This window comes from Dyella sp. (assembly GCF_035508675.1).
Taxonomy (GTDB): domain Bacteria; phylum Pseudomonadota; class Gammaproteobacteria; order Xanthomonadales; family Rhodanobacteraceae; genus Dyella_B.
On sequence record NZ_DATJMN010000148.1, the window covers coordinates 24,066 to 48,973 of the forward strand.

The following is a 24,908-nucleotide window of genomic DNA, read 5'->3' on the forward strand; positions in this document are numbered from 1 at the left end:
GCAAAGGGACCTATCCCCGCCCCCATGTTCGGGCGATTCGATAATAGGGCAAGGTGGGACTTAAAGCGTGCATCTGGCGCTCGCCGGGATGCGCTCCCTCCCCTGCGACAGCAGGGGAGGGAGTCATGCCGCGGCAAACAATCCGCTTCTCTTCGAAGCATCAACCGTGGCACGCGTCCCTGCGCGCCAAAACTCAGCTTCAGAACGTAAGGCTCCAGCTGTTGAGCGTGCCGTAGTCGCCGTAATACTGCGGATCGTTGTCGATCACCTTCAGCTTCCACGTGCCATTGGCCGGCACCGACGAGGCATTCACCGTCCAGGTGGTGTTGATGTTGCCGTCATCACCGTAGTCGGGGTTTTGCAGCACGGCATAAGCGCCGTTCGGTGCGACCAGTTCAATGGTCAGGTCGCCCGACCAGTTGTGCGTGATGCTGGCGTGGACCTGCAGCGTGGCGGGTGCATTGCCGGACAGGCCGCTCACCCCAATGCTGCTGGTGATGGTGGTGTTGTCGTTGATTACCACGTGCTTGGTGTTGCTGAACACGCCGCTCGTACCACCGCCGCTGCTGCTGACCGTGACCGACGCCGATTTGGTATTGGTCGCGCCGGTGCTGTCCGTGACGGTGAGCGTGACGGTGTAGGTGCCGGCTGCCGCGTAGGTGTGGCTGGGGCTGGCCGAGGTGGACGTGCTGTTGTCGCCGAAATTCCAGGCATACGAACTGATCGTGGCGCCGGTATCGGTGGAGCTGTTGGTGAAGCTCACCGCCAAGCCGTTCACCGTGTCGGTGAAGTTGGCCACCGGAGTGCCGCTGCTGCCGCCGCCACTGCTGGAGCCGCCCCAATACTTGGTGACATACGCATTGAACTTGGCGACGTCGAGGCTGCCCCAGCCGGTGGTGTTATCGAAGCCGGCGGCGGCCTTGTAGCCATAGCCGTTGTAACCGTTGTTGCCCGACGTGACGTCATGCAGCGGCGTGGCGTCCTTGGGGAAGTAGGTGTACATGTTTTGCGTCGGCAAGCCCAGGCTGTTGTTGTTGGCCGATTCGACCCGCGCCCACAAGCCCACGAACAGCGGCGAGGCAAGGCTGGTGCCGCCCACCTGCTGGTTGGCCTGGCCGTTGATCACGATCAGCGCGCCGGAACTCGAGGCCGCATCGAAGGCCACGTCCGGCACCTGGCGCTTGGTCACCGACGAGCCCAGCGCGGAGGTTTGCCATGCCGGCGCGCCCTCGAACAGGCTGGCGCCACCACCGGTCGCCCAAAGGCGCTGGTTGTTGTCTCCATTGCTGGGATCCACCGAGGCCAGTCCTTCGTTCCAGACCGTCTCGCCTGCCCACGTGGTGTTGCCGTTGGTGCTCAGCGTGGTGCCACCCACCGCGACCACGTTGGGTGACGAGGCCGGTTCGCTCACGCCGTAATGGCTCAGATCGATCTGCACCGTGCCGCTGGCATTGGCGACGTAGCCCGGCGCGCCCTCCGTAGGGTCGCTGGACCACTGGTACACGCCGGCATCGCCCGAGGAGACGGAGAACGTCTGGCCCTGCGCAACCGCTTGCGCGAACACTTTGTCGTCCGCTGCTTGCGTGCCGGAATTGTTCGCTGCCGTTTCGTCTTCGCCCAGCGACACGTTGATCACCTTGGCCACGTCATCCGTCACGGCCTTGTTGTAGGCCGCGGTGATGGCTGCATCGGTCAACTGGCTGTCCTGCGCATCGCCGTTGATCGCGGCGTAGAAGATCAGCTGCTTCACGCCGCCGGACATTGCCACGATGTCCTGGCTGTCCAGATCCCATTCCGACGGATCGCCGTCGTTGGCCAGCGTGCCACTGCCTGCGGCGACCGTCTTGGTGTTCACCGTGGCCAGGCCGGCGCTGCTGGTGAAGCGGTTGAGATCGCTGACCGTCTGGGTCATGTCGCCCCAGGTGATGATGCCGACCACGGTGTTGGACGCCGTGGGGGTGTTGCCGACATCGTAGATCTGCGGAAAGTCGGTGGGGTTGTGGCCGGTCACGCCTGCAGACGCCTGCGTTGTGACCGCGTCGCGGCTGATCCGGTGCGACATCACATGTGGCCTGGCGTAATCCTGCAAGCCCAGCACACCGTCGACGATGCCGCCGAGCGATTGCGGCACGGTCACGTCCGCAGCATTGGCGTAGTGCGCTTCGCCCTTGAAGCGGAAGGTCTTCATGTTGGCGTTGAAGGCCGCGTTCGCGTTGGCCGCGGTGCCGTCCGCCGAAATCAGCAGATGGTTCGGCGCCACCTTGATGTCGTGAAAGCCGAACGCCTGCAGATGCGTCACCACCGCCTGTACCTGTGCATCGGTCGGCGCGTACTGCGCCGTGAACTGTGCGGGCGTCAGGAAGTGGTGGTAATTGGCGCTGCCCGGCTGGTTCACCGAGGCAAGAAAACCCTGCAGTTGATCGACGTTGCGCAGATTGAGGCTGACTTCCACATGCAGCGGCTTGCTCGCTTCCAGCGGCGCGACCTGCGTGCTGTCGATGGAAGGATGCCCGGTCATCACCAGCGTGGAAAATTGGCTGCCGGTGTTTTGTATGCCGGCATGCGTGCGCGTGCCCACGCGCGCGTCGGCAGCATGTGCGCTGGACAGCAAAGCCAGCGACAAGGCCGCCGGCAACAGCAATGGACGTATCCCCAAAAGCCCGGAACGGTTCGACATGTATGAACTCCCTCGAATTTTTTAAGGACAAACGAACCCGATGCGGCTCGCAGGCCCCATGCGATAGTGCGCCGCACGTGCGGCAGGTTGATTCACAGCAATGCCCGGCGCGCTGGATGATGTTCCCAACGGCTGCGTCCCCTCGATCCCTCCACGCAAGCCGTATTGCAGCGTCGCCGATGGTTAAGACGGGGGCGGAGAAGACAACCCTACCCGACAGATGCAAGCTGGCGCGAAGCTTGCGTCATATGTCGTGGATGGATGAGCATGAAGCGCAAGACCACATCACGAAAATGATTTGTCGCCATGCCGGTAGTGGAATGAAATCCCAGCATCGCCGTGCAAGTAAATACTGGGATTCCATCCCAGCCTGCGAACCCATTGGACAAGACTCTCCATCTATCGGCCGCCTCTGCGCCAGAGCAATGCCACAAATACCGAACACGCTATGGCGACCGCGGAGTGCGTGGGCGCTGCCGCGTAACGAGCGCCGCATTGCACGGACACCACCGGCCGTCAGATCGGTCAACGGGGAAATCATGGAACGAAAGCCTGAGCTGGATCTGCTACGAGCGATCGCCATACTGTGGGTGATGCCATTTCACAGCTATATAGCGGGATACATGGGGGGCGGTGTCCTGCGCTGGAGTGGCTGGATGGGCGTGGACTTGTTCTTTGCGCTGTCGGGCTTCCTGATCGGATCACAGGTCTTCAACGCCCTCGTTTCCCGCGGCGGCATGGATTTTGTCGATTTCTATCTTCGGCGGGGCTTTCGAACCTTGCCCGCCTACTTCGTGGTTCTGGGTATCTATGTCGCGTGGCCTTCGATGCGCGAAGAACCCGGCATGATGCCGTTGTGGCAGTTTCTCACCTACTCGCTCAATCTGTTCATTGATCCAAGTCGTGGTGCTCTTTCGCACGCATGGTCACTGTGCGTGGAAGAGCAGTTCTATCTGGTGTTCCCGCTGCTAGCACTCCTGCTGGTACGCACACGTCGACGGTGGTGTGGAGCAACCGTCATTGCGGCATTCGTTATAGGCGGAATATTGCTGCGCGCTTGGCTCTGGATACACGTGGTTCAACCCGTCCGCGCCAGTGGCGGTGACGCTGGCGATGCTTACCTGCGGTTCCTGTATTACCCATCGTATGCGCGCCTGGACGATCTGCTCGGCGGCGTTGCGCTAGCTGCCGCACGTTGCTATCGCACGCGAGGGTGGGCGTGGATCGAATGCAATGCCAATGCGGCAGCGCTAATCGGCGCACTGCTCACCGGTTTGTGCATGTGGGGTTTCAATGGACAGCAGCGTTTTGGCCTGGCTGCCAATGTGTTCGGCTACCCGGTGCTCGCCCTGGCGATGACGGCACTGGTGGCGGGGGCAGCGAGTGGGCGTGGCATGATGGCCGGCATTCGAATCCCTGGTTCAGGATGGTTTGCAGCCACGTCGTACAGTCTCTATCTGAGTCACAAGATGGTTTACGGACAACTCCACGGACGTTTCGCCGCATGGGTGGATGGGCACGGTATCTGGACGGCGCTGATCTATGTGGCAGCGGTGCTCGCTGTTGGCGCAGCGCTTCATTATCTGGTGGAACGTCCATGCTTGCGGCTGCGTGAGCCGGCTCGCCGGATGTGGGCACAGCGGGGACGTCAATATGCAAGCATGCCGACGTCCTGAACAACTTTTTTGCCTCAACGCAACAACACAATCCGCGTATCGCTTACACGCTTTGCGCGAATCGCCCAACCCTGCTGCAGCAGTTGCAAGAACGTCTGCTGGTCGTTGGTACGAAACACGCCGCTGATGTGGATGTTCTGCAACGACGGGTCGCCGATCGAAAGCTTGGTGTTGCTGTAGCGGTTCATCTCCAGCAACAGTTGCGGTAGCCGCCAGTCGTGCACGAACAGCTTGCCCTGCGTCCAGCCTTGCGCCTGCTGCAGATCGAGCGGATGCACCGGCGTGATGTGGCCGCTTGCGTCGAATGCCAGGCCTTGTCCGCCGATCAGCGAAGCGCTTTGCATCGTGCCATCCGGCGTCTGGGTGGCAATCGCCAGCTTGCCTTTCAGCAGCGCTACGTCGGTGGCGCCGTCGTCGAGGCGCACCTGGAACTGAGTGCCTACGGCAGTCACGGTGCCGCTGCCGGCATGCACCACGAACGGCCACGCATGATTGCCTTGCACGCTGAATTGCGCCTGCCCGTGCAACAGGTCCACGCGCCGCGTGCGCGGGCTATAACGCACCGCCACTTCGCTGTCGGTGTCGAGCAGAATCATCGAGCCGTCTGCCAGTTGCACCGTGCGCTGCTGGCCCGCGGCCGTGGTGTAGTGCGTGGTGGCCACGTCGGCCGGCGGCGCAAGCCAGCGTGGCAAGGCGATCACTGCCACCAGCACCGCCAGGCCGGCGGCCATGGCGGGGAGCAGCCAGCGCCGCGGTGCGCGCGGTTCCGGCTCGCGGCGCAGGGCGCGCCACGCCGCCGCCATCACGGCCGGATCCTTGGTCGCTTCCTCACTGCGCTTCCACAGCAGTTCCAGTTCGCGGTACGCCGACGCATGCGCCGGATCGGCACTGCGCCAGCGCTCGAACGCCGCGCGCTCCTCGGCCGGGCAGTGCCGGTCGAGCAGGCGCGCAAACCAGTATTCGGCCTCGCTCGGCGAGCCGGCTTGCATCCGATCGTGGATGTTTTCCCTGTCCATGCTCATCACAACGTTTCCGCCGACGAATCACCTACCTTGCGCCGCAATTGGGCAAGCGCGGTGGCGAGGTGTTTCTCGACCATCTTCACCGAGATAGCGCACCGGCTGGCGATCTCTGCATGGCTCAGGTCGTGTACGCGCTTGAGCAGGTACACGCGCTGGCATTTGGGCGGCAGCTCCAGGATCGCCTTGGACAGCCGCGCCACCTGCTGGTCGTACAGCGCCCGCTGTTCCGGCGTGTGCTCGCCGGTGGCGATGTCCAGGCCATCCAGGGCGACATGGTCCTTGTTGTGGTGGCTCAGCGCGACCCGGTACTGGTCGTGCGCCACGTTCACTGCAATGCGGTACAGAAGCTGTTTCCAGGCTGACGGCGGCTCCGATTCCCGATACCGCATCAGCTTGGCCATGCTCTCCTGCGCCGCATCTTCGGCATCCTGTTCGCTGGCGGTGCGTGCACGCAGAAACTGCAGCAGGCCACGGAACTGGCCACGCAGGAACGTCTCGAAACCATGCGCATTGTCATGTGCCCCGATGGCCGGAATGCCCGGCCCCCCCAGCGGCGCACCTTCCTGCTTGTTCTTCATCCCCGCTTTCGCACCTACCCGCCCAGCATGACAGGAATGTGGCGCAAAACGGGGTGGCATGCAAATCCCTGGATGGGTGCGCGTGTCGCTTCAAACGTTTGGTTTTCGTCACGGCATGCGTGCATGTACCACCCTGGCTTCACGCATCGGGCAGGATTTTGTCACACAGGCCGATGCAAGCTTGAGCCATCCCCAGCCTGCGAGACGAAGCACCTGTGAACGTGGCGATCCAGCTTGAAAAACATGAAGTATCCGGCCTGGAAAAGGTGGCCGAAGGGCGCGCCTCGGCCGTCCCCGAACCGATCGCCTCGCGGCTGCTCGCCATGGGCCTGGTGCAGCCATTGAGCGAAGCAGGGCGCGGCATGACGCTGCAACTCACGCCCAAGGGCTTGTCCTTTATTCGCTCCAGCGATCAGTAAGACAGTTCGACCAGGGGGTAATTGCACGCCCGATATCGTTCCCGATACGTCCCGCCGGGCCATTACGCACAGCTTACGGGTTGCGCCCCCTGCGACCGTGGGGGAAGGGGCGCCTGCTCCTCGGCCTCGCATTTATATGGCTCCTTATCTGGGTCTTCGAGGCAACGGTGCAGCTGCAATCGAAGCGCATTTGGCGTACGTTGACGTCTTTTCAACCGCCTGTTCTCAACTGAAGGACCAATCATGCACATTGTTCGAGCGCTTCCAGCCCTTGCCGCCATTCTGCTCGCCGCCGTGCCGGCGGCCGCCGTACAAGCCCAATCCAGCGGCCAAAGCAGCCCGCCACTCGGCGGCCCGGCGATATCCGGTGTCTGCTATCTCTCGCGCGAGGCGATTTTCGCCAACGCCAAGGTCGGCAAGGCCGCTTCCGAGCGCTTGAGACAACTGGCCGAGCAGGCGCAGAGCGCGATCGAGGCGGAGCGCAAGCCGATCGATGCCGATGTGCAGACCTATCGCTCGCAGGCCGCCTCGCTGTCCGCCGATCAGCGCCAGTCGCGCGAACAGGTACTGGGGCAACGCATGCAGAAAGTGCAGGAAGACCAGAATCAGCGCAGCCGTGAACTGGAAGCCACGCGCGTCAAGGCGCTGGGCCAGATCGCGCAGTATGCGCAACCGGTGATTGCCGACGCATATCGCAGCAAGAACTGCGGCCTGCTGCTGGATCGCAATGCGGTGCTCGGCGGTAACATGGCCAACGACCTGACGCCACTCGTCGTACAAGGGCTTGACGCCAAGATCACCACCATTTCCTTCAACCTGGAGCAGCTTCCTGCCAGCAGTGATGGGGCTCAAAAGTAGCCGGTGACGGGCCACGCGCATGCATGTTTCTGCAGAAAGAAGAAAGGGAGGAGATGCAGCTCCTCCCTTTTTTTATTGCTGGACGGCTATTTGGCAATCAGCAACAGCAGCGATTGCCCGCACTGGCCATAGGTGGTGCCGCCACCGCCGATCAATGTTTCATTGCCTGGGGTCACGAAGGTATTGGGGCCATCGTTCCAATCACAGGTATCCGTTACGCGATACCAGTTGGTGCCGGTAGGCGGCGGCGGAAGGGTGAAGGTGACGCTGCCGGACCAGCCGTTGTAGGCGATGTACATGGAGTTGCTGTCGCCGAACGATGATCCGTTCACCGTGTACGCAATCGCGTAGTTGCTGGTGTTGTTCCAGTAGCTGCTATCGGCCACCGCGCCGTTGGGCTCGTACCACACCACCTGGCTGGAGGTGTACCAGGTGACCGGACGCAAGGCCGGGTGGGCTTTGCGGAAGGCGATGAGGCGTTGCGCGAAGTTGTAGAAGTTGGATTGATCGGTGCTCCAGCTGTAGTTGAGCCAGTTGGCGGTGGAGTCGAGGTTGTAGGCGTTGTTGTTGCATTGCAGGCTGCGCAGGTATTCGTCGCCGCCCTGCATCATCGGCGTGCCGGCTGACAGCATCACGAAGGCGAGGCCGGTGCGGGCGGCGCGGCGCTGGTCGACCGCGGTGCCGGTGCCGGCAGACATGCCCTGGTCCCAGCTGTAGTTGTTGGCGATGCCGCCATCGGACGGGCCGTAGGGCCAGGCCTGGTTGTTGTTGGCGCCGTTGCAGGAATACACGTCCTTCAGCGTCATCCCGTCATGGATGTCGATGAAGTTGGTGGAGTTCCATGGCGCGCGGCCACTGGCCTGGAACAGGTTGGACGAGCCGGAGAAGTCGTTCGCATCCTGCGTGATGTAGATCGTCATGTTGCCGAGCTCGTTCTGCGCCTGGCGCACGCTGTCGCGGAACAGGCCGTTCCACTCCGACCAGCCTTTCGGGAAGCCGCCGAGCTGGTATTCGTTGCTGCCGCTGGCCGCCCACGGCTCGGCATACAGGTCCAGTCCGCTGCCGCCGGTTGCAGGGCGCACGGTGAATTCCTTCAGGATGCGGTTGATGGCGACATTCGGATCGGAGGCATCGAAATAGAATCCACCGTTGGGACAGTTCGGCGCGCCGGATTCTGCCGCGCCGTTGAGGCAGGCATTGCCCAGGATCGGGCCTTCGTCGAAGCGGAAGCCATCGACGCCCATCGTATTGCTCCAATAGGCGAGCGAGTCGACGATCAGGTTCTGCGCGACGGTGTTATAGGTGTTGTAGTTGGCGCCGATGCCGGTGTTGTCGTAGAAGTACTGGTTGCCTGCGGTGAGTTCGTAATACGTGGTGTTGTCGAGGCCGCGCCAGGAATATTCGGTTGCCGTGGTGGGATCGGTGCTGCTCCAGCTGCCGCCTTCGGCGGTGTGGTTGTAGACCACGTCCATGTACACCTTGATGCCGGCGTTGTGGAATGCCTGCACCATCTGCTGGAATTCCGCGGTGGGGCCGCCGGCCGATTTGTTGTATGCGTAACGGCGATCGGGCGCGAAGAAGTCTTCGGTCATGTAGCCCCAATAGTTCTGGTTGGCATCCGAATTGGGCACCACGTCGTTGGCGTCGTTCTGCGTTTCCTGCAGCGGCAGGAATTCCACTGCGGTAACACCCAGGCTGGCGAGGTAGCTGGCCTTCAATCCTGCGCCGTAATAGGTGCCCTGGTATTGCGAAGGAATGCTGGAATCCTGCTTGGTGAAGCCGCGCACGTTCACTTCATAGATCACGTCGTCTTTCTGCGCGCGTGTCGGCTTGGTGCCGGTGCTCTGCGTGCTGGCTGCGAGCACGATGCCCTTGGGTGCATATGGGCCGCTATCGATCAGGCGATACGCCTCGCCGAAGGCGGAGTCGACGGTGCCGCCGGTGGCGAAGATATCGGGGTTCTGGTTGCTGGGGTTGAGCGGATCCTGGCTGATTTCCCTCGCGTACGGATCGAGCAGCAGCTTGTTGGGATTGAAGCGATTGCCGCTGCTGTCGACGTCCGAGATGAAACCGGCGGAAGAGCCCTTGGTCCAGCTGGCGTTGTAGGGCCAGTTGGGGCCCCACGCGCGGTAGCCGTAGTACACGGCGCCGGTAATGCCGGCGTTCTGGATCGACGATACCGGCACCACCACTTGCCACACGCCGCCGCCTTCGTTGGTCAGGGCATACGTCGCCGATTCCTGCACGCCATAGCCGGCGCTGTACAAGTACAGCACGATGCGCGTGGCTTGCGAGGAATAGACGCGGAAGGTGATCTGCGTTTGCTGCGTGTTGTAACTTGCGCCAAGGCTCATGCTGTTGATCGACGCATGCACAGGCATGGCGGGAATCGCCGCGAGGCTGGCGCAGGCCAGCAACACGGCAAGCATCTTCGGACACTTCATACGGGGTGCCTCCTGGTTGAACAGGTTTTCTTGCGTATTCCCTGAAGTGCACACAGGTATCGACCTGCGTGGCCGCAGCTTGCCGTACGCCGAATCGATCTCCCCATCGATTGCGTAGATGGCTGACGCGTTGCGTGGCTATATGGAAAGCTGGTGCGCTGGATGGTAGGAAGCATCGCGGTGCAACAACCAGGGGATGCATACGTATTCATTGAGAATAGTTGTGAAGCTTTCACGCGTTGCATACGTAAGCGGGGCGCTCGTAGGTTGGCGGTGAGGCAACGCCGAACCCCAGCATCGCGGTCTGCAGGGTGACGTTGGGGTTCGCATGCGCTGATCGCCAACCTGCGCAGGCTGCTTCGACGCACAGCGGTAAGTATCCGGTAAGTCACGCGACCCGAGAGTGCAGCCTGCCGCCCTCGATCCGGATCCTCATCCCATGCGATTCCCGCGCAACCGCACGCAGTACCTCGTCTTGCTCGGCGCTCTGCCCTGGCTGTCGATCGTGCACGCACAAAGCACGGCGGAAGGGACGTCGCCCGATAACGAGCAGATCCTCCCCGGCGCCACGGGTTTTGATGGACAGGACGGCGGTTCCCACTGGGGACTGGGCGCAGGCATCGGCGCGCGGGGTTTGCCATACAAAGGTTTCGGCACCCGCGTTTCGCCGGCGCCGTACGCGTTCTACGACAGTCGCTGGATCAGCTTTGTCGGCACCACGTTCGACTTCAAGGCATGGCAAGGCGACGGCTTTACGTTTTCCTTGCGCAGCAAGTTCTCGTTGTTCGATGGCTATAGCCATTCCGATGCCGCCATCTTTCATGGCATGGCCGACCGCAACGGTGCGCTATGGTATGGACCGCACGTGGGTTGGCACTATGGGCCATTCAGCGTTTCGAGCGAGTATCTGTTCAGCAGCCGCGGACAGAAGGGTGAGCTATCGTTCGAGCGTGGTTTCAATGTTGGGCGCTGGCGCGTCGTACCGCATGTCGGTTTTCAGTATATGAATCGCAAATACGTCGATTACTATTACGGCGTGCGGCCAAGCGAAGCCACGCTCACGCGCCCGGTCTACGATGGCAAGTCAACGGTCAACGCGACCGCCGGCGTCAGCGCGACATGGCGCCTGGATGCGCGCCAGTCCATTCGCGGCGATGTAGGCATCACGAAATTCGGCTCGGGCATTACCGATAGTCCGCTGGTTGGCAAGAAAACGGCACCCAGTGTCATGCTTGGCTATGTTTACCGATTCAAGTGACGTGATGGCATGCACCGCGTAGCGCTAGTGGAAGACCATGAACGCCTTGCCGGCATGATCAAGGCGGCGCTTTCGCGTAGCGGCATCGAGACAGACATCTTCCCCGCTGCCGCGGCCGCGCTGTTTGCGCTGGAGCGATACGAATTTGCGCTGCTGTTGCTGGATCGCGGTTTGCCGGACGGCGATGGCATCAAATTATTGCGCCGGCTGCGCGCCAGCGGCTCAACCATGCCGTGCCTGATGCTCACCGCCAGGGACGCTATCCACGATCGCGTTGAAGGGCTCGAAAGTGGGGCCGACGACTATTTGACCAAACCCTTTTCCATGGAGGAGCTGGTGGCGCGGGTCCGATCCCTGATGCGGCGTCCTTCCGCGATGGCGACACTTACGCCGGATTTTTCCGGGCTGTCGGTCGATCCGGAACGCGCCCACATGCAGTGCAAGGGCGAATGGGTATCGCTGTCGCCCTCGGAGCTGCAGATCATGCTGCGCATGGTATCGGCGGGCGGAAAAGTCGTGCGGCACGCGCAGCTGGAGCACGCCGCCTGGGGGCTGCATGACGAGGTCACGCCCAACGCACTCGACGTCGCATTGCATCGCTTGCGCAAGAAACTGTTCGCCATCGACGCCGGCATCAGGATCGTGAATGTGCGCGGCATCGGTTATCAACTGCAGAAGACATCGGTGGAATCCTGATGAACCAAACCGCCAACGCCATGACGATGCCGCCCGATGCGCAACAAGCCTACGCGAACGAAACGGCGGCGCCAGTCCGCCGCGCTTTGTTCGATAGCCTTTCCTCGCGGTTGCTGGCGACGTGCCTGCTGGCCCTGGCGCTGAGTCTCGCCGTCGTGCTGACGGGCATCGGCTATGTTTTCGCGCATTATCCCGCCGAGGTGTTTGCGAGCGAGGACATCGAAGGCGTAGCACACCGTCTGGCCAAGTCCGTGCAATTCGACGTCCAGGGACGTCCCATGTCGCTGACGATAACGCCGGACATCCAAAAGTTTCGCTCGGCGTTTGCGCAGGATACGGGGTACCAGGTCGACGACGAATTCGGTAACGCCCTGCTGTCGTCGATGCCGATGATCGTTTCCGTGCCGCATGAGGGCGACTGGATGAACACGCCGCGCTGCCGGTTCGAAAGCGGCGGCCGGATCTTTTATGTGGAAACCGTGCCGATTCCCGGCGCTCGCAAGCCTTATTTCCTTCAGGTAGTCACCAGTGAGGCGTTTGACACGGCGCTGATCCGGATCAAGCGCGGGACGATGCCGAAAGCCGTCGGGATCAGTTTCCTGGTTGCCGCGCTGGTCTTCGGCGCCACCATGCTGGTGACGCTGCGGCGGTTGGTGAAACCGATCCGCGCAGTCTCGCAGGCGGCGGCCGGCATCACGCCGCAAAACCTGACGACGCGGCTGTCATTGCAAAGCATCCCCAGCGAGATGCGACCGCTGGTTGCCTCGTTCAACGATGCATTGGCCCGGTTGGAAGAGGGTTATCTTGCGCAGCAGACCTTTCTTGCCGCCGCTGCGCATGAATTGCAGACACCGTTGACCCTGATCCGCGGCGAGGTCGAACTGCAGCCGGCGTCGCCGGCCACCCATCAGATCCTGCACGACGTCGACAGGATGTCGCGGCAGGTGCGCCAGCTGCTGCATCTGATGGAAGTGAGCGTGCTGCAAAGCTACGAGTTTTCGCAGATCGATCTGGAGCATGTAGTGCGCGACGTCGCCACTCACCTGGCACGCAGTGCCGCGGCGCGACGCGTGACGATAGAAACCAGCCTGCGCGCCCCCGGCAAGCAGATCCGGGCGGACGAAGGCGGCTTGTTCATCCTGCTGAAGAACCTGCTCGAGAATGCGCTGGCGTTTGCGCCGCGTGGTTCCACCGTGGCGATCATGGCCGACGCATCCTCGATCTCGGTGCGCGACGAAGGCCCTGGGATCGATGAAGCGCATCTGCCTTTCATCTTCAGCCGGTTCTGGCGCGCGCCGGACAACAGGGCCGAAGGCTGCGGGCTGGGCCTGGCCATCTGCAAGGAGATCGTGCTGGCGCACGGATGGCAGTTGGTGGCGGAACGCACCACGCCCGGGACGCTCTTCACCATCCGGTTTTCCAAGGCATGAAGACAAAACCGCCGCGATGTTTCCATGCGGCGGTTTCAATGTCAGGCTAATCAGCGGTGGCTTACCATGGCGCCGCCACCAGGGAAATCGGCTCCCAGAACAGCGGTGCTTTCGAGCCGCCGTGCGTATCGGCGACCGCCACTGCGTGCTGATGATGCGGAGCCCAACCGGAGCCGGAGGAACGCAGTACGGCCATTGCGACCGTCAGGTTCCCGCGCAACGCTGGGATGGCGTCGTGCGCAAAATCTTTCAGTGCGGGATTGGTGGAGGTGACTTTCATCGCCTCGTAGGCGGAGATGGCGCGGCAATGGCTGCGCACGACCGAACTGGCGAAGGTCTTGTCGAACGCATCGCCGTCGAGCGCCTGCATGCGGTCGATGGCCGGGTTGTCGCCGGCCGCTGGCTTGGCATCGGCGCCCGGCAGCAGTTGCGCCATGCGTGCATCCAGCGAGGTGCGTTCCTGAATGATGGTGTTGGCCAGTTCGATCACGCGCGGGTTGGCGGATTTGGCCAGCGCCATTTTCGCCATGGCGATCTGGGTAGCGTTCTCGTTCACGGCGCGGTTGAGAAAGGCCTGCTCGTCGGCAGTCAACGGCTGGGTGGTATCGGCGGCCTGCGCGAGTCCCGCTCCCAGTGTCAGGCATAGCAGCACGAAGGAAACGGGAACGAACCGGGAGAAACCTGCAACGCGCATGACGTATCGCCTTTATGGTCGAGCTGTGCCCCTTACGGTTCCTAATGTGGACTTCGGTTAGTTCAAAAGGTGTTTAGAATTTGTCAGACGAATCGGTGATCGCACTAACGAGCGCGGTTTTCTTCAGCAAGTTGCTTTACGCGTGTACCGCACGGCGATGACGCATTAACAACTGCCAGGCGATGAACGCCACCGCGATCACCAGCAGGCAGCTCACTGGCGGCCACCACAGGTAGTACCCGCGCAGCAGGATGATGCTTGCCGCCAGCACCAGCGTCATGCTGATCAGCAGCAGCGGCCAGTTCCGCCCGATGCCCGGCAATCCGTAGAGCAGCAAAGGAACCGTCAGCAGGGCGGCGGCCAAGGCGAACTGGCGCAGAAAATCGAGCGGCGTGACCAGCATGCCGCGCTCCAGCGATTCCAACACGTTTGCCTGGTATTCCACGCCCGGCATGGTCGAGTCGGGGGTTTGCAGAAAGTCGCCCAGGCCTTCGGCGGTGGCGCCGATCAGCACCCAGCGATCCTTGAGCAGGTTCGCCGGCACGCGATTGTCGAGCACGTCGACGTACGACCAGTACCCGAAGGTGCCGCGGGGCCCGGCGTAACGCAGCAGCACGTAGTCGTCGCGCATCCATACATAAGGCGAACTGTCGTTGCGCATGGGATCGTGCAGGCCGGGCAGGTCGCCGCGGGGCGCGGCGTGGCTCACCTGCAGCAGCGCCAACGCTAGCGAAGGCCAGTAAGGGCTGCCCAGTCCGGCTTTCAGGTACGCGCCGCGCACCCGTTCGTCATTGTCTTTGGCGGCATCCACATGGCCCAGCGCGGCCACGCTCTGCGCGATGTTGCTGACCGGCAACGCTTCCTGCAGCTGGCCCCCCAGCGAGACGGCTTCGGCGAACACCGGCAGCACCACCTTGCCGCTGCGGCGAATGGCGGCGGCAACCTGTTCGTCGTTGCTCGGATCGTTGGATGGCGTGGACATGGTGACGTCCATGCCGATGCCGCGCACGCCGTCGGCGGTGAGGCGATCGATCAGTGGCGCATACACGGAGCGTGGCCAGGGGAAGCGGCCGATTTCATCCAGGCTCTTGGGATCGATCGCCACGATCACGACGTGGTCGTCCGGCGTGTAGCGCCAGTAACGTGCGTTGAGATCGTAAAGCGCGTTGTCCAGCGGCACGGTGACGCCGCTGATGATCAGCAGCATGAGCAGGCCGGCGCCGGCCATCCAGAGCATGCCGCGGACGAGCCAGCTGAAGGCGGTGGTGTTGTTAGATGCGGGCATTCACGTGCTTCGGAGATATGCCTTTAGACAGATTTCTAGAGTGTCAAGCTGACAAGCGTGACGTCCGCGGTGATCGGACTCCCTCCCCTGCGTCAGTGGGGGAGGGAACCGTTTATCGCGATGACATAGATGCCTGCTTCGCGCTTGAGTGCTCCTACAGCAACAACCACAACACCACCCCGCCACCGACGGCAATCGCACCAATCCGGCACGCCAGGCAACCGCCCAGCCGAATCTTCTGCACCGCGCCCCATGGCCCGGCATAACCGTCAGTATCGATCGTCTGCACGCGCACGTACCACGTGCCCGAACCGGGCTTCTTGGCCTGCAGCACAGGCTGATCGACTGTCTGGTCGATCTGCGGATGGGCAAAGTCGGGATGGCGGTCGAGCTGGATGTGATAACGCTGTCCCGGCGTGCCGGCTGGCCAGCCGAGGCTCACGGCGTTCTTCGATGAGGTGGGCTTGCCCACTTCCGGCGCCGGCGGCTGCGGCACCAGGTCGAACGGCATGGCGTCGGTGAAGGGGCCGGTCTTGCCGTGTTTGTCGCGGGTGGCGATGCGCCAGTAATAGCGTCCATACGGCAATGCGTTGGGGGCGCGGACGTTGTCGCCGGTGAGCTGCGTTTCGCTGGCCAGCGGTTGCGCGAAGGACGCATCGTTGGCGAGCTGCCATATGTACGACGCGGCTTCCAGGCTTTCCGACCAGTGGAAGCGTGGGCGGGTGTCGCGCACCTTGCTGCCGGGTAGTGGATCGATCACCAGCGGCGGCTGCGGATGGGCGTTGAGGTGCAACGTGCACACCGCGTCTTCGCCTTCCAGTTGTTGCGCCTCGATGCCGCGCACGCGCACGGCGTAATCGCCGTCCGGCACGTCGGGCAGGCTGAGCTGGGCGGAGCGGGTGACGTGATCGAGCAGCAACGCCTCGAACTTGTCGTTCGCCGCCAGTTGCACGCGATAGCGAGCGGCGCCAGCGAGCGGTGTCCAGGCCAGCGCGAACGGCAGTTTGCGGATGGCCTGCGCGGGGCACTGCAGCGCCGGCGCCGGCAGCAGCGGTTGTGCCTGCGTAGGCTTGGCGCCATCGCTCACGGCCACGCCGTGTTCCTTCGGCACCAGCACGTGCGCATGATCGCCACCCACATCCACGCGGCCGGTCAGCACTTCGGTACGCGATTGGCCTTGGTCGGCCGTCACGCGGAAATGCGTGCCGCGTACGCTGGAAATCGTTCCCGGCGTTTCCACGCTGAAATGCGCGCCCACGCCGGTCATCGGTGTCACCGCGTTGGTGACGCGGCCGTGCTGCAGGCGCAGGCGCGTATCGACCATGCCGGTGCGGCCGTAAGCGCTCATCTGATCCAGGTCCAGTGCGCTGTTTTCTTCCATCAGTACGCGCGAGCCGTCGGCAAACTGCAGGGTAAGGCTGGCGTTGGCATCGGTGCTCAAGTGCGTGCCGTAGCCGAGCGTCATGCCCGGCGCCACGTTCTCCGGCTGCGCCTCGCCGGGCCGTTGCACGTGCGCACTGCCCATCACCGCCACCACCGTTGCATCCGCTGGCTGCACGCGCAGCCAGGCGATCGGCACGCGCAGCGTCATGCCCGGCGGCAAGTGATACGGATCGGCCACCTTGTTGTAGGCCTGCAAGGTCTGCCAGCGCACGTCGGGTTTGAGATAACGGCTGGCAAGATCCCAGATGTTGTCCTGCGGCCGGACCCGATAGGTCCAGTCGGCAGCGCAAAGCATGGGTGTGATCGAGACAAGCAAAAGCAGCGCGGCTAACCGCGCCAACCAGTTGTTACGGGAAGGATGCATCGTTCCCCCTGAGAACCATCAAGACGCCCCCTGTTCGTCATGGGCCGACAACCGCGTGCAAGCTTGGTCCTAAGCTTGCCGTAGCGCCGAATGGTGGGGGAATTGTGAGGGATGTGGGGGCGGGGTGCCAGTTCTTCGAGGCACGCTGCTGCGTGTAGGAACGATACTTGCGATTACTTGCACCGCTTGCGCTCACCACCAACGTGCTTTGTTCAAGACCGCGGAAGGGCGAGGTCATCGGCGGCATGGGTGTTTGCCGCCAGTCCTGATAGGGCCACTCGCAAGCTTTCGAGATAACTCGGCAATTGCTGCAACGCCTGGCCGGATACATCGCCGTCGAGCGACGCCATCAGCGCGCGTCCTTGCGCAATCACCGGCCCATTCGTAAAAAGCTGCAGCGCTCCCAGCATCCGATGCAGGCTGCGTTGCGCCTGCGCGCTGTCGCCGGTGGCGATGGCCTGTTCCAGTTTGGCGAGATCCGGGCCGCTGGTGCGCAGCATCGCCTGCAGCATTTCCGCGCGCAGGTCTTCCATGCCCGGTTCGTTGAAGACGTCGTCGAACGACGCGCCCTCCGTGGCTGGCGTCACCGCCGCGGCGCGCGGCGCCCACCTGCGCAGTTTTTCTTCCAGCGGGCGCAATTGCACGGGCTTGCTCAGGTAATCATCCATGCCTGCTTCGCGGCAGCGCTCGATTTCGCCGTCGAGCGCGTTGGCGGTCATGGCGATCACCGGCAGGCGGGCGCGTTGGCCGGATGCTTCGTGCTGGCGCCACGCCATGGCCAGCTCGTAGCCGTTCATCAGCGGCATCTGGCAGTCGGTGAGCAGCATGGCGTAGTCGTGCCGGCGCAAGGCATCCAGCGCGGCGTGGCCGTCGCCCACCACGTCGCAATGCCAACCCAGCAGGCCAAGCTGGCGGCGGATCAGCGACTGGCTGATCGGGTGGTCTTCCGCCACCAGAATGCGGCCGGCCGCCGGTGGCGCATCCACCACCGGCGTTACGGGCCCTGCCATCTCGCGCGAAGACGGCGGCTTCAACGTCTGCATGCAAACGCGCGCCACCGACTGCCATTTCAGCGGATTGGCGTTGAGCCATAGGCGTTCGTCGCGTGGACCGCTGGTGCCGTTCGCATGGGCGTCGACCAGGATCGCTTGTGCGGCGATCAGCGCGGCGCTTTGCTGGTCGTAGTGGTCGATAAAGAGCAGGTTGGCCGCGGCCCCGCGGCGCATCGGTTGCGTTGGCGGTATCTGCTCCACCGTCAGGCCGAGCGCGGTGAGATGGGCGGCGAGCGCATTGGCGGTGTCGGCCGAGGCGAGCCGCACGATCGCATGCCGGCCCGCCAGTTCGGCCGGGCGCTCCACCTCGCGCTGTGCCACCGGCAGGCGCAGCTCCAGCGTCACCTTGGTGCCTTCGCCCAGCCGGCTGCTGAGTTCGATGCTGCCGCCCATCAGCTGCAGCAGGTGCCGGCAGATCGCCAGGCCCAGCCCGGTGCCGCCGTAACGGCGCGTGGTCCATGATTCGGCCTGCGAGAACGGCGTGAACAGGTTGGCCTGCTTGTCCGCGGCGATGCCGATGCCGGTATCGCTGACGCTGATGCGCACGCGCTGCGCGTGGCCATCGTCGCCCACCACGCGCAGGCCCACGGCGACGCTGCCGCGCTCGGTGAACTTCACTGCGTTGTTCAGCAGGTTCATCAGCACTTGCCGGATGCGCACGCTGTCGCCCAGCAGTTTGCCGGCCAGCGAGGCATCCGTGCCGACCTCGATGGCCAGGCCTTTTTTATGCGCGGCGCCGGTCATCATGCCGGCCACGTTGTCGATCAGCGTGCGCAGGTCGAACGGCGCATCGTCCAGGCGCACGTTGCCGGCTTCCAGCTTCGAGAAATCCAGCACGTCGTTGAGCACCTGCAGCAGCACGCCGGCGGAATCTTCCACGGCATGCACCAGTTCGTGCTGTTCGTCATTCAAGGGCGTGCGGCCGAGCAGTTCGAGCATGCCGATCACGCCGTTCATCGGCGTGCGGATCTCGTGGCTCATGGTGGCGAGGAAGTCGGCCTTGGCCTTGGACGCGCGCTCGGCGGCGTCGCGCGCGGCCAGCAAGGTCTGGTTGTGCGCGTTGATGCTGGTGGTGTCGATGAAGTAGCCGATCCATTCCAACGGGTGATCGGACAGCTGGCGCGTGCCCATCACTAGATGAATCCAGCGCAAGCCTTCCGCGCCGTAGGCTCGGAAATCCAGGGTGACGGTGCCGCGATGGCGCGTCGCGCGCTGCAGCAGGCGGCGCATTGCTGGTGCATCTTCCGGGTGGATGCTGTCGTGGAACGGCCAGTCGCGCAGGATGTCGTCCTGTTCCAGCAGATCGGCTTGTTCCAGCCCGAACAGCGCGCGCAGGTTGCCGGCGATAAAGGCCAGTCGCTGCCGGTGATCGTCGCCGCGGCGTACGGCGAACACCACCACCGGGATGCGCTGGGTGATGTCGCGCAGGCTTTGTTCGGTGGCGCGTGCGCGCTGTTCGATCAGGCGGTACTCGTCGACCATCGCGGCCTGTTGTTTGAGCGTGCGCTCCGCTTCGGCCAGTTTTTCCCGTTGCAGAAACAGCATGCGCAACACCGCCAGCGCGAGCAGGGCGGTCAGGCTGAGCAGGGCGGCGAGCACCACCACCGCCATGCCAATCGGGCCGGTATCGAACCAGCCGGTGGCCGCGTCGCTGAGGAATAGGGCTAGGGTCACGGCGGCGTGCTGAGAAAGATCGGGTCCCTGGGATAGCCGGTCCGGATAGCGGCTTGGCGCATCATGCCATGTCGGATGGGGAAGGGATTGCGCATTCTTCGGTAGAATCCTACTTATGGCGGCTGGACATGCCGTCGATGTGGGAATCAGAGCATCCCTGGCTATGCCCCCGAATGGTGAGATAACCCGGATCGTCGTTGCCGACGATCACCCCGTCGTGACGCTTGGCATCCGCGCGCTGCTGAATGAGCGCAGCGGCATGCGAGTGGTCGGTGAGGCGAGCAATGGCCGCGAGCTGCTGGCCTTGCTGGCGAGCGAACCCTGCGACCTGCTGATCACCGATTTCTCGATGCCCTACGAGGAAGGCTCCGGCGACGGCCTGCCCTTGCTCAAGCGCCTGCGCCGCGAGCATCCCAGGCTGCCGATCATCGTGTTGACCATGGTCCACAATGCCGCCCTTACGCGCGGCATGCTCGCGGCCGAGGTGAACGGGCTGGTGGCCAAGGTCGCGATGATGAAAGAGCTGCAATTGGCGATCGGCGCCGTGATGAATGGGCGCACTTACATATGCGAGTCCATGCGCGAGCACGTGCTCGACTGGTCGCCCGCGGAACGCTCCGAGCACGCTGCCGACCCGGCCGTGCTGTCCCAGCGCGAAGCCGAAGTGGTGCGGCTCTATGCCCAAGGCTTGTCGGTCACGCAGATCGCCGAGCAATTGCACCGCAGCGTGAAGACGGTCAGCCAGCAGAAGAATGACGCCATGCGCAAGCTGGGCATCACCAGCAATACGCAGTTGTTCGAATACGCGCGCACGTATGGCTTGCTTTAGCGCCTGATCCACGCAGGAACTGCTCCCTCCCCTACTTCGCAGGGGAGGGGAAGCATCCCGAAAGCGCATAGAGCCGGATGAAACCTCGGCATCCAGGCCATGCCATGCCGACGGCAGCATTTTAGGAATCGTCCGATACAGCCACCCCACCCCCGCCGAGCATCCTTTCCGCCTGTAAAGCAACGCCATCGAGATGGCGTTCAAGATTTCCCGCACGTTCATGGATGGGTGTGTGTCGGCGAGTTAACGCCGGCGGCAGGCATGCATTACCCCCTGTGAGTACTGCCTGCCGGGATTTCCTGTTCCACAGGAACGGCGTGAGGTATCGGCCATGTTCAAGGATATGCAAGGGGCAGCGCTCGACCGGCTGCACGCAGTGATCCACTCGCACCCGCAGTGGCAGTGGGAGATCGACGAAAGCCACCGCGTCACCAAAGTGGCCGAGGGTTTGCTCGAACTGCTCGGCCGCGAACGGCAGGACGTGCTCGGCGCGCCGGTGAACGCCTTCATGGCGCCGACCGAGGCGATTCGCGTGCGGCGCTTTTTCGCCTCCCGCCCCAAGGCCTTCTCCTGCGCCATCAGCCGCCACCTGCATGCGGACGGCAGCACCGTGGCGCTCGAATCCGATGCGCTGGCGCTCAAGGACGAACACGGCGATTTCTCAGGTTATCGCGGCATCGCGCATGGCGTGATGGATCTTACGCACGCCGAAAACGTGTACCGCATGATGGCCATCTACGACACCGCGCCCAGCGCACTGTGCCTGATCGGCCGCGACGGCCGCTACCTGGCCGCCAACGCCGCCTATGCCGCGATCCATGGCGTGCCGGCCGATACGCTGGTCGGGCGCAAAGTGGCCGAACTGCTGCCCGGCGCCGGCCAGCAGATACGCCGCAGCCTCAAGTTGCTGGAGGCCGGCCAGGATGTGCCGGCGCAAGAAATCGAGCACCACGGCAAGCACTACCAGGTGCTGGCCAATCCCGTGCGCAACCTGATGGGCCAGGTGATCGGCATCACCGCCGCGCTCACCGACATCACCGACCGCAAGCTGGCCGAGCAGAAGCTGGCCGACATCAACCGCCAGCTCGAGTACTACGCCAACAACGACCACCTCACCGGCCTGCCCAATCGCCGCCGCGTCGACGAGGTGCTGGCCGACGAAGTACGGCGCGCCATGCGCAGCGAGCATCCGTTGTCGGTGCTGATGATCGACGTGGATTACTTCAAGAAGTACAACGATCACTACGGCCATCTGCGCGGTGACGATTGCCTGCGCATCGTTGCGGCGGAATTGCGCAAGGCATTGCATCGCTATGGCGACGTGGTGGGCCGCTACGGCGGCGAGGAATTCATTGCGGTTCTGCCCGGCACCGACGCGATCGGCGCGTTGAAAGTGGCCGGTACGATCCTGCATGCAATCGGCGCGCTGGACATGCCGCACGCGCAAAGCCGTTACGGCAAGCTCACCCTGAGTATCGGCGCGGCCAACCTGGAGCACGTGCCGCATGGCCATGGCCATGGCGTGGAAGAAATCAGCGACAGCTTGCTGCAGGCGGCTGATCGCGCGCTGTATACCGCCAAGCTCTCCGGCCGCAATACCGTGTACGGCATGTCGACCGCCGAGCTAGGGATGCCCTGATTCGCTTGGTGCCACGCATTGGTTTCATCCCTGCGAGCTGATGGGGGAATGACGAGCTGCACAGGATCGGCGACGGCATCCAGGCTAGGCTGATCCGATCCGGCCCTGCTTCGCCGGTACGGAAACCCTTCGCCCATGCTTGCCTGCTGCAACACCTTTGCCCAAGCCCCGCTCGGCCGCCAGCAGCACGGCGCCAACCAGCGGTTGGCGCGGCATTGCCATGACAGCGCATTTGCCACCGTCGTACTGGAAGGCGGTTATCTGGAGGCGGGCGACGAAGGGCGGCGCACGGTCGGTCCGGGCGACGTGCTGGTGCATCATGCCTACGAATCGCATCTGGATTGCTTCTGCAGCCGCGGGGCGCAGGTGCTGATCTTGCCGATTGCCTCCGACTTCGCGGTACCGCTGTTTGGCCGCGTCACCGACCCCGACGCATTGGTTCGCATGGCGCGACACTCGCCGCGCGATGCCTGGTTTGCCCTGGCCGGCGACATGCAGGCCTGCGAACAGCGGCACCTGGATTGGCCCGACCTGCTCGCGGAAGACTTGCGCAACGATCCGGGACTTTCACTGCAGCATTGGGCGGATGTGCATGGGCTGCGCCCGGAAACGGTGAGCCGCGGCTTCCAGTTGGCCTATGGCAGCTCACCCAAGGCGTTCCGTGCCGCGGTACGCGCCCGCGCGGCATTCACACGCATACGCGAATCGCGGCAGCCACTGGCGGATATTGCGGCAACGCTCGGTTATGCGGACCAGGCACATATGAGCCGCGCCGTGAAAGCACTGACCGGACACATGCCGCGCACCTTGCGCGTGTCGTAGGTTGGCGGTGAGCGCAAGCGAACCCCAACATTGCCATCCACATCACGCCGTTGGGGTTGGGCCCGCGACCAACCTACGCAACCTGCATCAACTGGATTCAAGACAGCGCAGAGGACACGCCCTAAGCTGACTCCTGCCGGAAAGCGCATCGCGCCGATCCGCTTCACGTCCTGCTTATGGAGTCTGCATGCGCCGTCTCGCTATCGCTCTTGCCGTTGTGGCTGCGTTCGCCCCTCTTCACGCCACCGATTCCGCCGCAGACGTCCTTGCTGCCAACCGCTTGGCCAGCGGTGGCGACGCCTGGAACAACAAGGCCACACTGCAAAGCGACTACGCATACGTTGGACAAGGTCTCACCGGCAGCGCCTCGTCGCTGCAGGATCTGCGCAGCGGCGCTTTCGTCGATAGCTACCAGACCGGCCCCGTCAGTGGCGCCAACGGCCATGACGGCAAACAGGCCTGGGTGCGCGAACCATCCGGCACGGTCGCTTGGCAAGGCGGCGGCGATACCCGGCAATTGGCCGTCAACGAGTCATACCGTGATCGAAACCTGTGGTGGCGCGCCGACCGCGGTGGCGCGCGCATCTCGGCGCCACAAGCCAGACATGTCGGCCAGCGCGATTACGAAGTGCTCACCGTGACACCGCCTGGCGGCAAACCGTTCGAAGCCTGGTTCGACGCACGCACGCATCTGCTCGCGCGCACGGTGGAGCAACAAGTCACGCTGACGGTGACCACCGACTACCAGGACTATGCGGCCGTCGATGGTGTACAGCTTGCGCACCAATGGGTGGTGGACGATGGCAGCGGCGCTGCCAATCAACAGCGTTACACGTTGCGCTCGGCCCGCTTCCTGCCGCCCCGCGATGCGGCCGCCTATGCCAAGCCGAAGGTCGAACTGCACGACTATTCATTGGCTGGCGGCGCGCACGAAACCACGGTGCCGTTCCAGCTGATCAACAACCACATCTACGCGCCGGTGTCGATCAACGGCAGCAAGCCGCTGAACTTCATCTTCGATACCGGCGGCCACGACATTCTTACGCCGGCTACCGCCAAGTTGCTGGGCATCAAGGCAGTAGGCAGCCAGACCGCCACCGGCGACGGCGACAAAACGGCGCAAAGCGGACTGGCCCGAGTGGAGACGATACGCGTCGGTGCTGCCACGCTCAGCCGGCAACCGGTTACCGTATTACAGTTCTCCACCGCCTCCGAAGGCGTCGACGAACAAGGCATGATCGGCTACGAGTTCTTCGCCCGCTTCGTCACGCGCATCGACTACGGCAAACATCTGCTTACCTTTATCGACAAGCGCTACTTCGATCCGAAAGATGCCGGCACGCCGGTACACTTTCGCTTCTTTGGCCAATTCCCCGAAGTGCTGGGCTCCTACGACGGCATAGCGGGGCGATTCGGCATCGATACCGGCGCGCGCGACACACTATCGCTGACGCGACCGTTCGCCACGCAAAACCATTTGCGCGAACGCGAACCACACGGCATCGAGGCACTGACCGGCTGGGGTGTCGGCGGCCCTTCGCATGGTTATGTTTTCCACGGCAAGGAACTGGTGCTGGATGGCGTAAAAATCGCCTCACCCTTGACGGAATTCAGCATCGACAAAGGCGGCGCCGGTGGCGTGGATGCGTTCCCGAACAACGTAGGCGGCGGGCTGCTGAAGCGCTTCGTGGTAACGCTCGACTATGCGCATCAGCTGATCTATTTGAAGCCGATCGAAGGCAAGGTTGCCGATCTGGACACCTTCGACCGCTCCGGCATGTGGATCAACCAGTCCGCCCAGGGATTCCAGATCGTCGATATCAGCAAAGGCACGCCGGCAGATCTCGCGGGACTGCACGTGGGCGATGTCATCACCGCCGTAGATAACACGCCGGTGCAGTCGTTGCGGCTGTACGAGCTGCGCGAGCGCTTGCGCAATGATCCGCCCGGCACCACGGTGACCTTGGCCATCCGTCGCGCAGGCGTTGCCAAGACGGTGAAGCTGATCTTGCGCGACCTGATCTGATCGCCGCGCCAGCTGGATTGGC

The 24,908-nt window shown here is 63.3% G+C and carries 18 protein-coding genes; 10 read left to right on the forward strand and 8 right to left on the reverse strand.

Features of this window, described 5'->3' with window-relative positions:
* Window positions 1–199: 199 nt before the first annotated feature.
* Window positions 200–2,677 (reverse strand): protease pro-enzyme activation domain-containing protein, encoded by a 2,478-nt coding sequence (locus VMA74_RS08285; RefSeq protein WP_325366163.1) that lies wholly within the window; start codon window positions 2,675–2,677, stop codon window positions 200–202.
* 248 nt (window positions 2,678–2,925) lie between these two features.
* Between VMA74_RS08285 and VMA74_RS08290 the strand changes: the two genes are divergently transcribed.
* Window positions 2,926–4,353 carry an acyltransferase gene (locus VMA74_RS08290; RefSeq protein ID WP_325366188.1) on the forward strand — a complete coding sequence of 476 codons (1,428 nt, stop codon included), beginning with the start codon at window positions 2,926–2,928 and terminating at the stop codon, window positions 4,351–4,353.
* A gap of 14 nt (window positions 4,354–4,367) precedes the next feature.
* Here the strand turns inward: VMA74_RS08290 and VMA74_RS08295 are convergent, their stop codons facing one another.
* Both VMA74_RS08295 and VMA74_RS08300 read right to left on the reverse strand, forming a co-directional pair.
* Complete coding sequence (locus VMA74_RS08295) at window positions 4,368–5,375, reverse strand: FecR family protein (RefSeq protein ID WP_325366164.1); 1,008 nt, start codon at window positions 5,373–5,375, stop codon at window positions 4,368–4,370.
* The gene (locus VMA74_RS08300; RefSeq protein WP_325366165.1) at window positions 5,375–5,953 is read right to left on the reverse strand and encodes an RNA polymerase sigma factor; all 579 of its coding nucleotides are present in this window, start codon (window positions 5,951–5,953) and stop codon (window positions 5,375–5,377) included. Before VMA74_RS08300 ends, VMA74_RS08295 begins: the two co-directional genes overlap by 1 nt.
* A gap of 215 nt (window positions 5,954–6,168) precedes the next feature.
* Between VMA74_RS08300 and VMA74_RS08305 the strand changes: the two genes are divergently transcribed.
* The gene (locus VMA74_RS08305; protein WP_325366166.1) at window positions 6,169–6,372 is read left to right on the forward strand and encodes a hypothetical protein; all 204 of its coding nucleotides are present in this window, start codon (window positions 6,169–6,171) and stop codon (window positions 6,370–6,372) included.
* A gap of 243 nt (window positions 6,373–6,615) precedes the next feature.
* Window positions 6,616–7,230: an OmpH family outer membrane protein gene (locus VMA74_RS08310; RefSeq protein WP_325366167.1), complete on the forward strand. Its 615-nt coding sequence runs from the start codon at window positions 6,616–6,618 to the stop codon at window positions 7,228–7,230.
* 86 nt (window positions 7,231–7,316) lie between these two features.
* Here the strand turns inward: VMA74_RS08310 and VMA74_RS08315 are convergent, their stop codons facing one another.
* Complete coding sequence (locus VMA74_RS08315) at window positions 7,317–9,674, reverse strand: isoamylase (RefSeq protein WP_325366168.1); 2,358 nt, start codon at window positions 9,672–9,674, stop codon at window positions 7,317–7,319.
* 439 nt (window positions 9,675–10,113) lie between these two features.
* On the opposite strand from VMA74_RS08315, the gene VMA74_RS08320 reads away from it, so the two are divergent.
* Genes VMA74_RS08320 through VMA74_RS08330 form a run of 3 tightly spaced genes read left to right on the forward strand, consistent with a single transcriptional unit; the run spans window position 10,114 to window position 13,058 of the window.
* Entirely contained in the window at window positions 10,114–10,932 is an 819-nt protein-coding gene (locus tag VMA74_RS08320) for a MipA/OmpV family protein (protein ID WP_325366169.1), read from the forward strand.
* A gap of 9 nt (window positions 10,933–10,941) precedes the next feature.
* Window positions 10,942–11,628: a response regulator transcription factor gene (locus VMA74_RS08325; RefSeq protein ID WP_325366170.1), complete on the forward strand. Its 687-nt coding sequence runs from the start codon at window positions 10,942–10,944 to the stop codon at window positions 11,626–11,628.
* On the forward strand, window positions 11,628–13,058 hold the full coding sequence (locus VMA74_RS08330; protein WP_325366171.1) for a HAMP domain-containing sensor histidine kinase: 1,431 nt from the start codon (window positions 11,628–11,630) through the stop codon (window positions 13,056–13,058). Before VMA74_RS08325 ends, VMA74_RS08330 begins: the two co-directional genes overlap by 1 nt.
* A 61-nt stretch (window positions 13,059–13,119) precedes the next feature.
* Here the strand turns inward: VMA74_RS08330 and VMA74_RS08335 are convergent, their stop codons facing one another.
* The 4 genes from VMA74_RS08335 to VMA74_RS08350 form a co-directional block, all read right to left on the reverse strand.
* A complete protein-coding gene (locus tag VMA74_RS08335) occupies window positions 13,120–13,752 on the reverse strand; it encodes a DUF4142 domain-containing protein (protein WP_325366172.1) in 633 nt (210 codons plus the stop codon).
* Between the two features lie 136 nt (window positions 13,753–13,888).
* Window positions 13,889–15,037 (reverse strand): CHASE2 domain-containing protein, encoded by a 1,149-nt coding sequence (locus tag VMA74_RS08340; RefSeq protein WP_325366173.1) that lies wholly within the window; start codon window positions 15,035–15,037, stop codon window positions 13,889–13,891.
* 154 nt (window positions 15,038–15,191) lie between these two features.
* Window positions 15,192–16,775 (reverse strand): FecR family protein, encoded by a 1,584-nt coding sequence (locus VMA74_RS08345; RefSeq protein ID WP_325366174.1) that lies wholly within the window; start codon window positions 16,773–16,775, stop codon window positions 15,192–15,194.
* Between the two features lie 281 nt (window positions 16,776–17,056).
* The gene (locus VMA74_RS08350; protein WP_325366175.1) at window positions 17,057–19,570 is read right to left on the reverse strand and encodes an ATP-binding protein; all 2,514 of its coding nucleotides are present in this window, start codon (window positions 19,568–19,570) and stop codon (window positions 17,057–17,059) included.
* A 163-nt stretch (window positions 19,571–19,733) separates the two neighbouring features.
* On the opposite strand from VMA74_RS08350, the gene VMA74_RS08355 reads away from it, so the two are divergent.
* The 4 genes from VMA74_RS08355 to VMA74_RS08370 all read left to right on the forward strand — a co-directional run bounded on the left by VMA74_RS08355 (window position 19,734) and on the right by VMA74_RS08370 (window position 24,886).
* A complete protein-coding gene (locus VMA74_RS08355) occupies window positions 19,734–20,399 on the forward strand; it encodes a response regulator transcription factor (protein WP_325366176.1) in 666 nt (221 codons plus the stop codon).
* Between the two features lie 331 nt (window positions 20,400–20,730).
* Window positions 20,731–22,038, forward strand: a complete 1,308-nt coding sequence (locus VMA74_RS08360) for a diguanylate cyclase (RefSeq protein WP_325366177.1) — start codon at window positions 20,731–20,733, stop codon at window positions 22,036–22,038.
* A 135-nt stretch (window positions 22,039–22,173) separates the two neighbouring features.
* Window positions 22,174–22,860, forward strand: a complete 687-nt coding sequence (locus VMA74_RS08365; RefSeq protein ID WP_325366178.1) for an AraC family transcriptional regulator — start codon at window positions 22,174–22,176, stop codon at window positions 22,858–22,860.
* 187 nt (window positions 22,861–23,047) lie between these two features.
* The gene (locus tag VMA74_RS08370; protein WP_325366179.1) at window positions 23,048–24,886 is read left to right on the forward strand and encodes an aspartyl protease family protein; all 1,839 of its coding nucleotides are present in this window, start codon (window positions 23,048–23,050) and stop codon (window positions 24,884–24,886) included.
* Window positions 24,887–24,908: the final 22 nt, after the last annotated feature.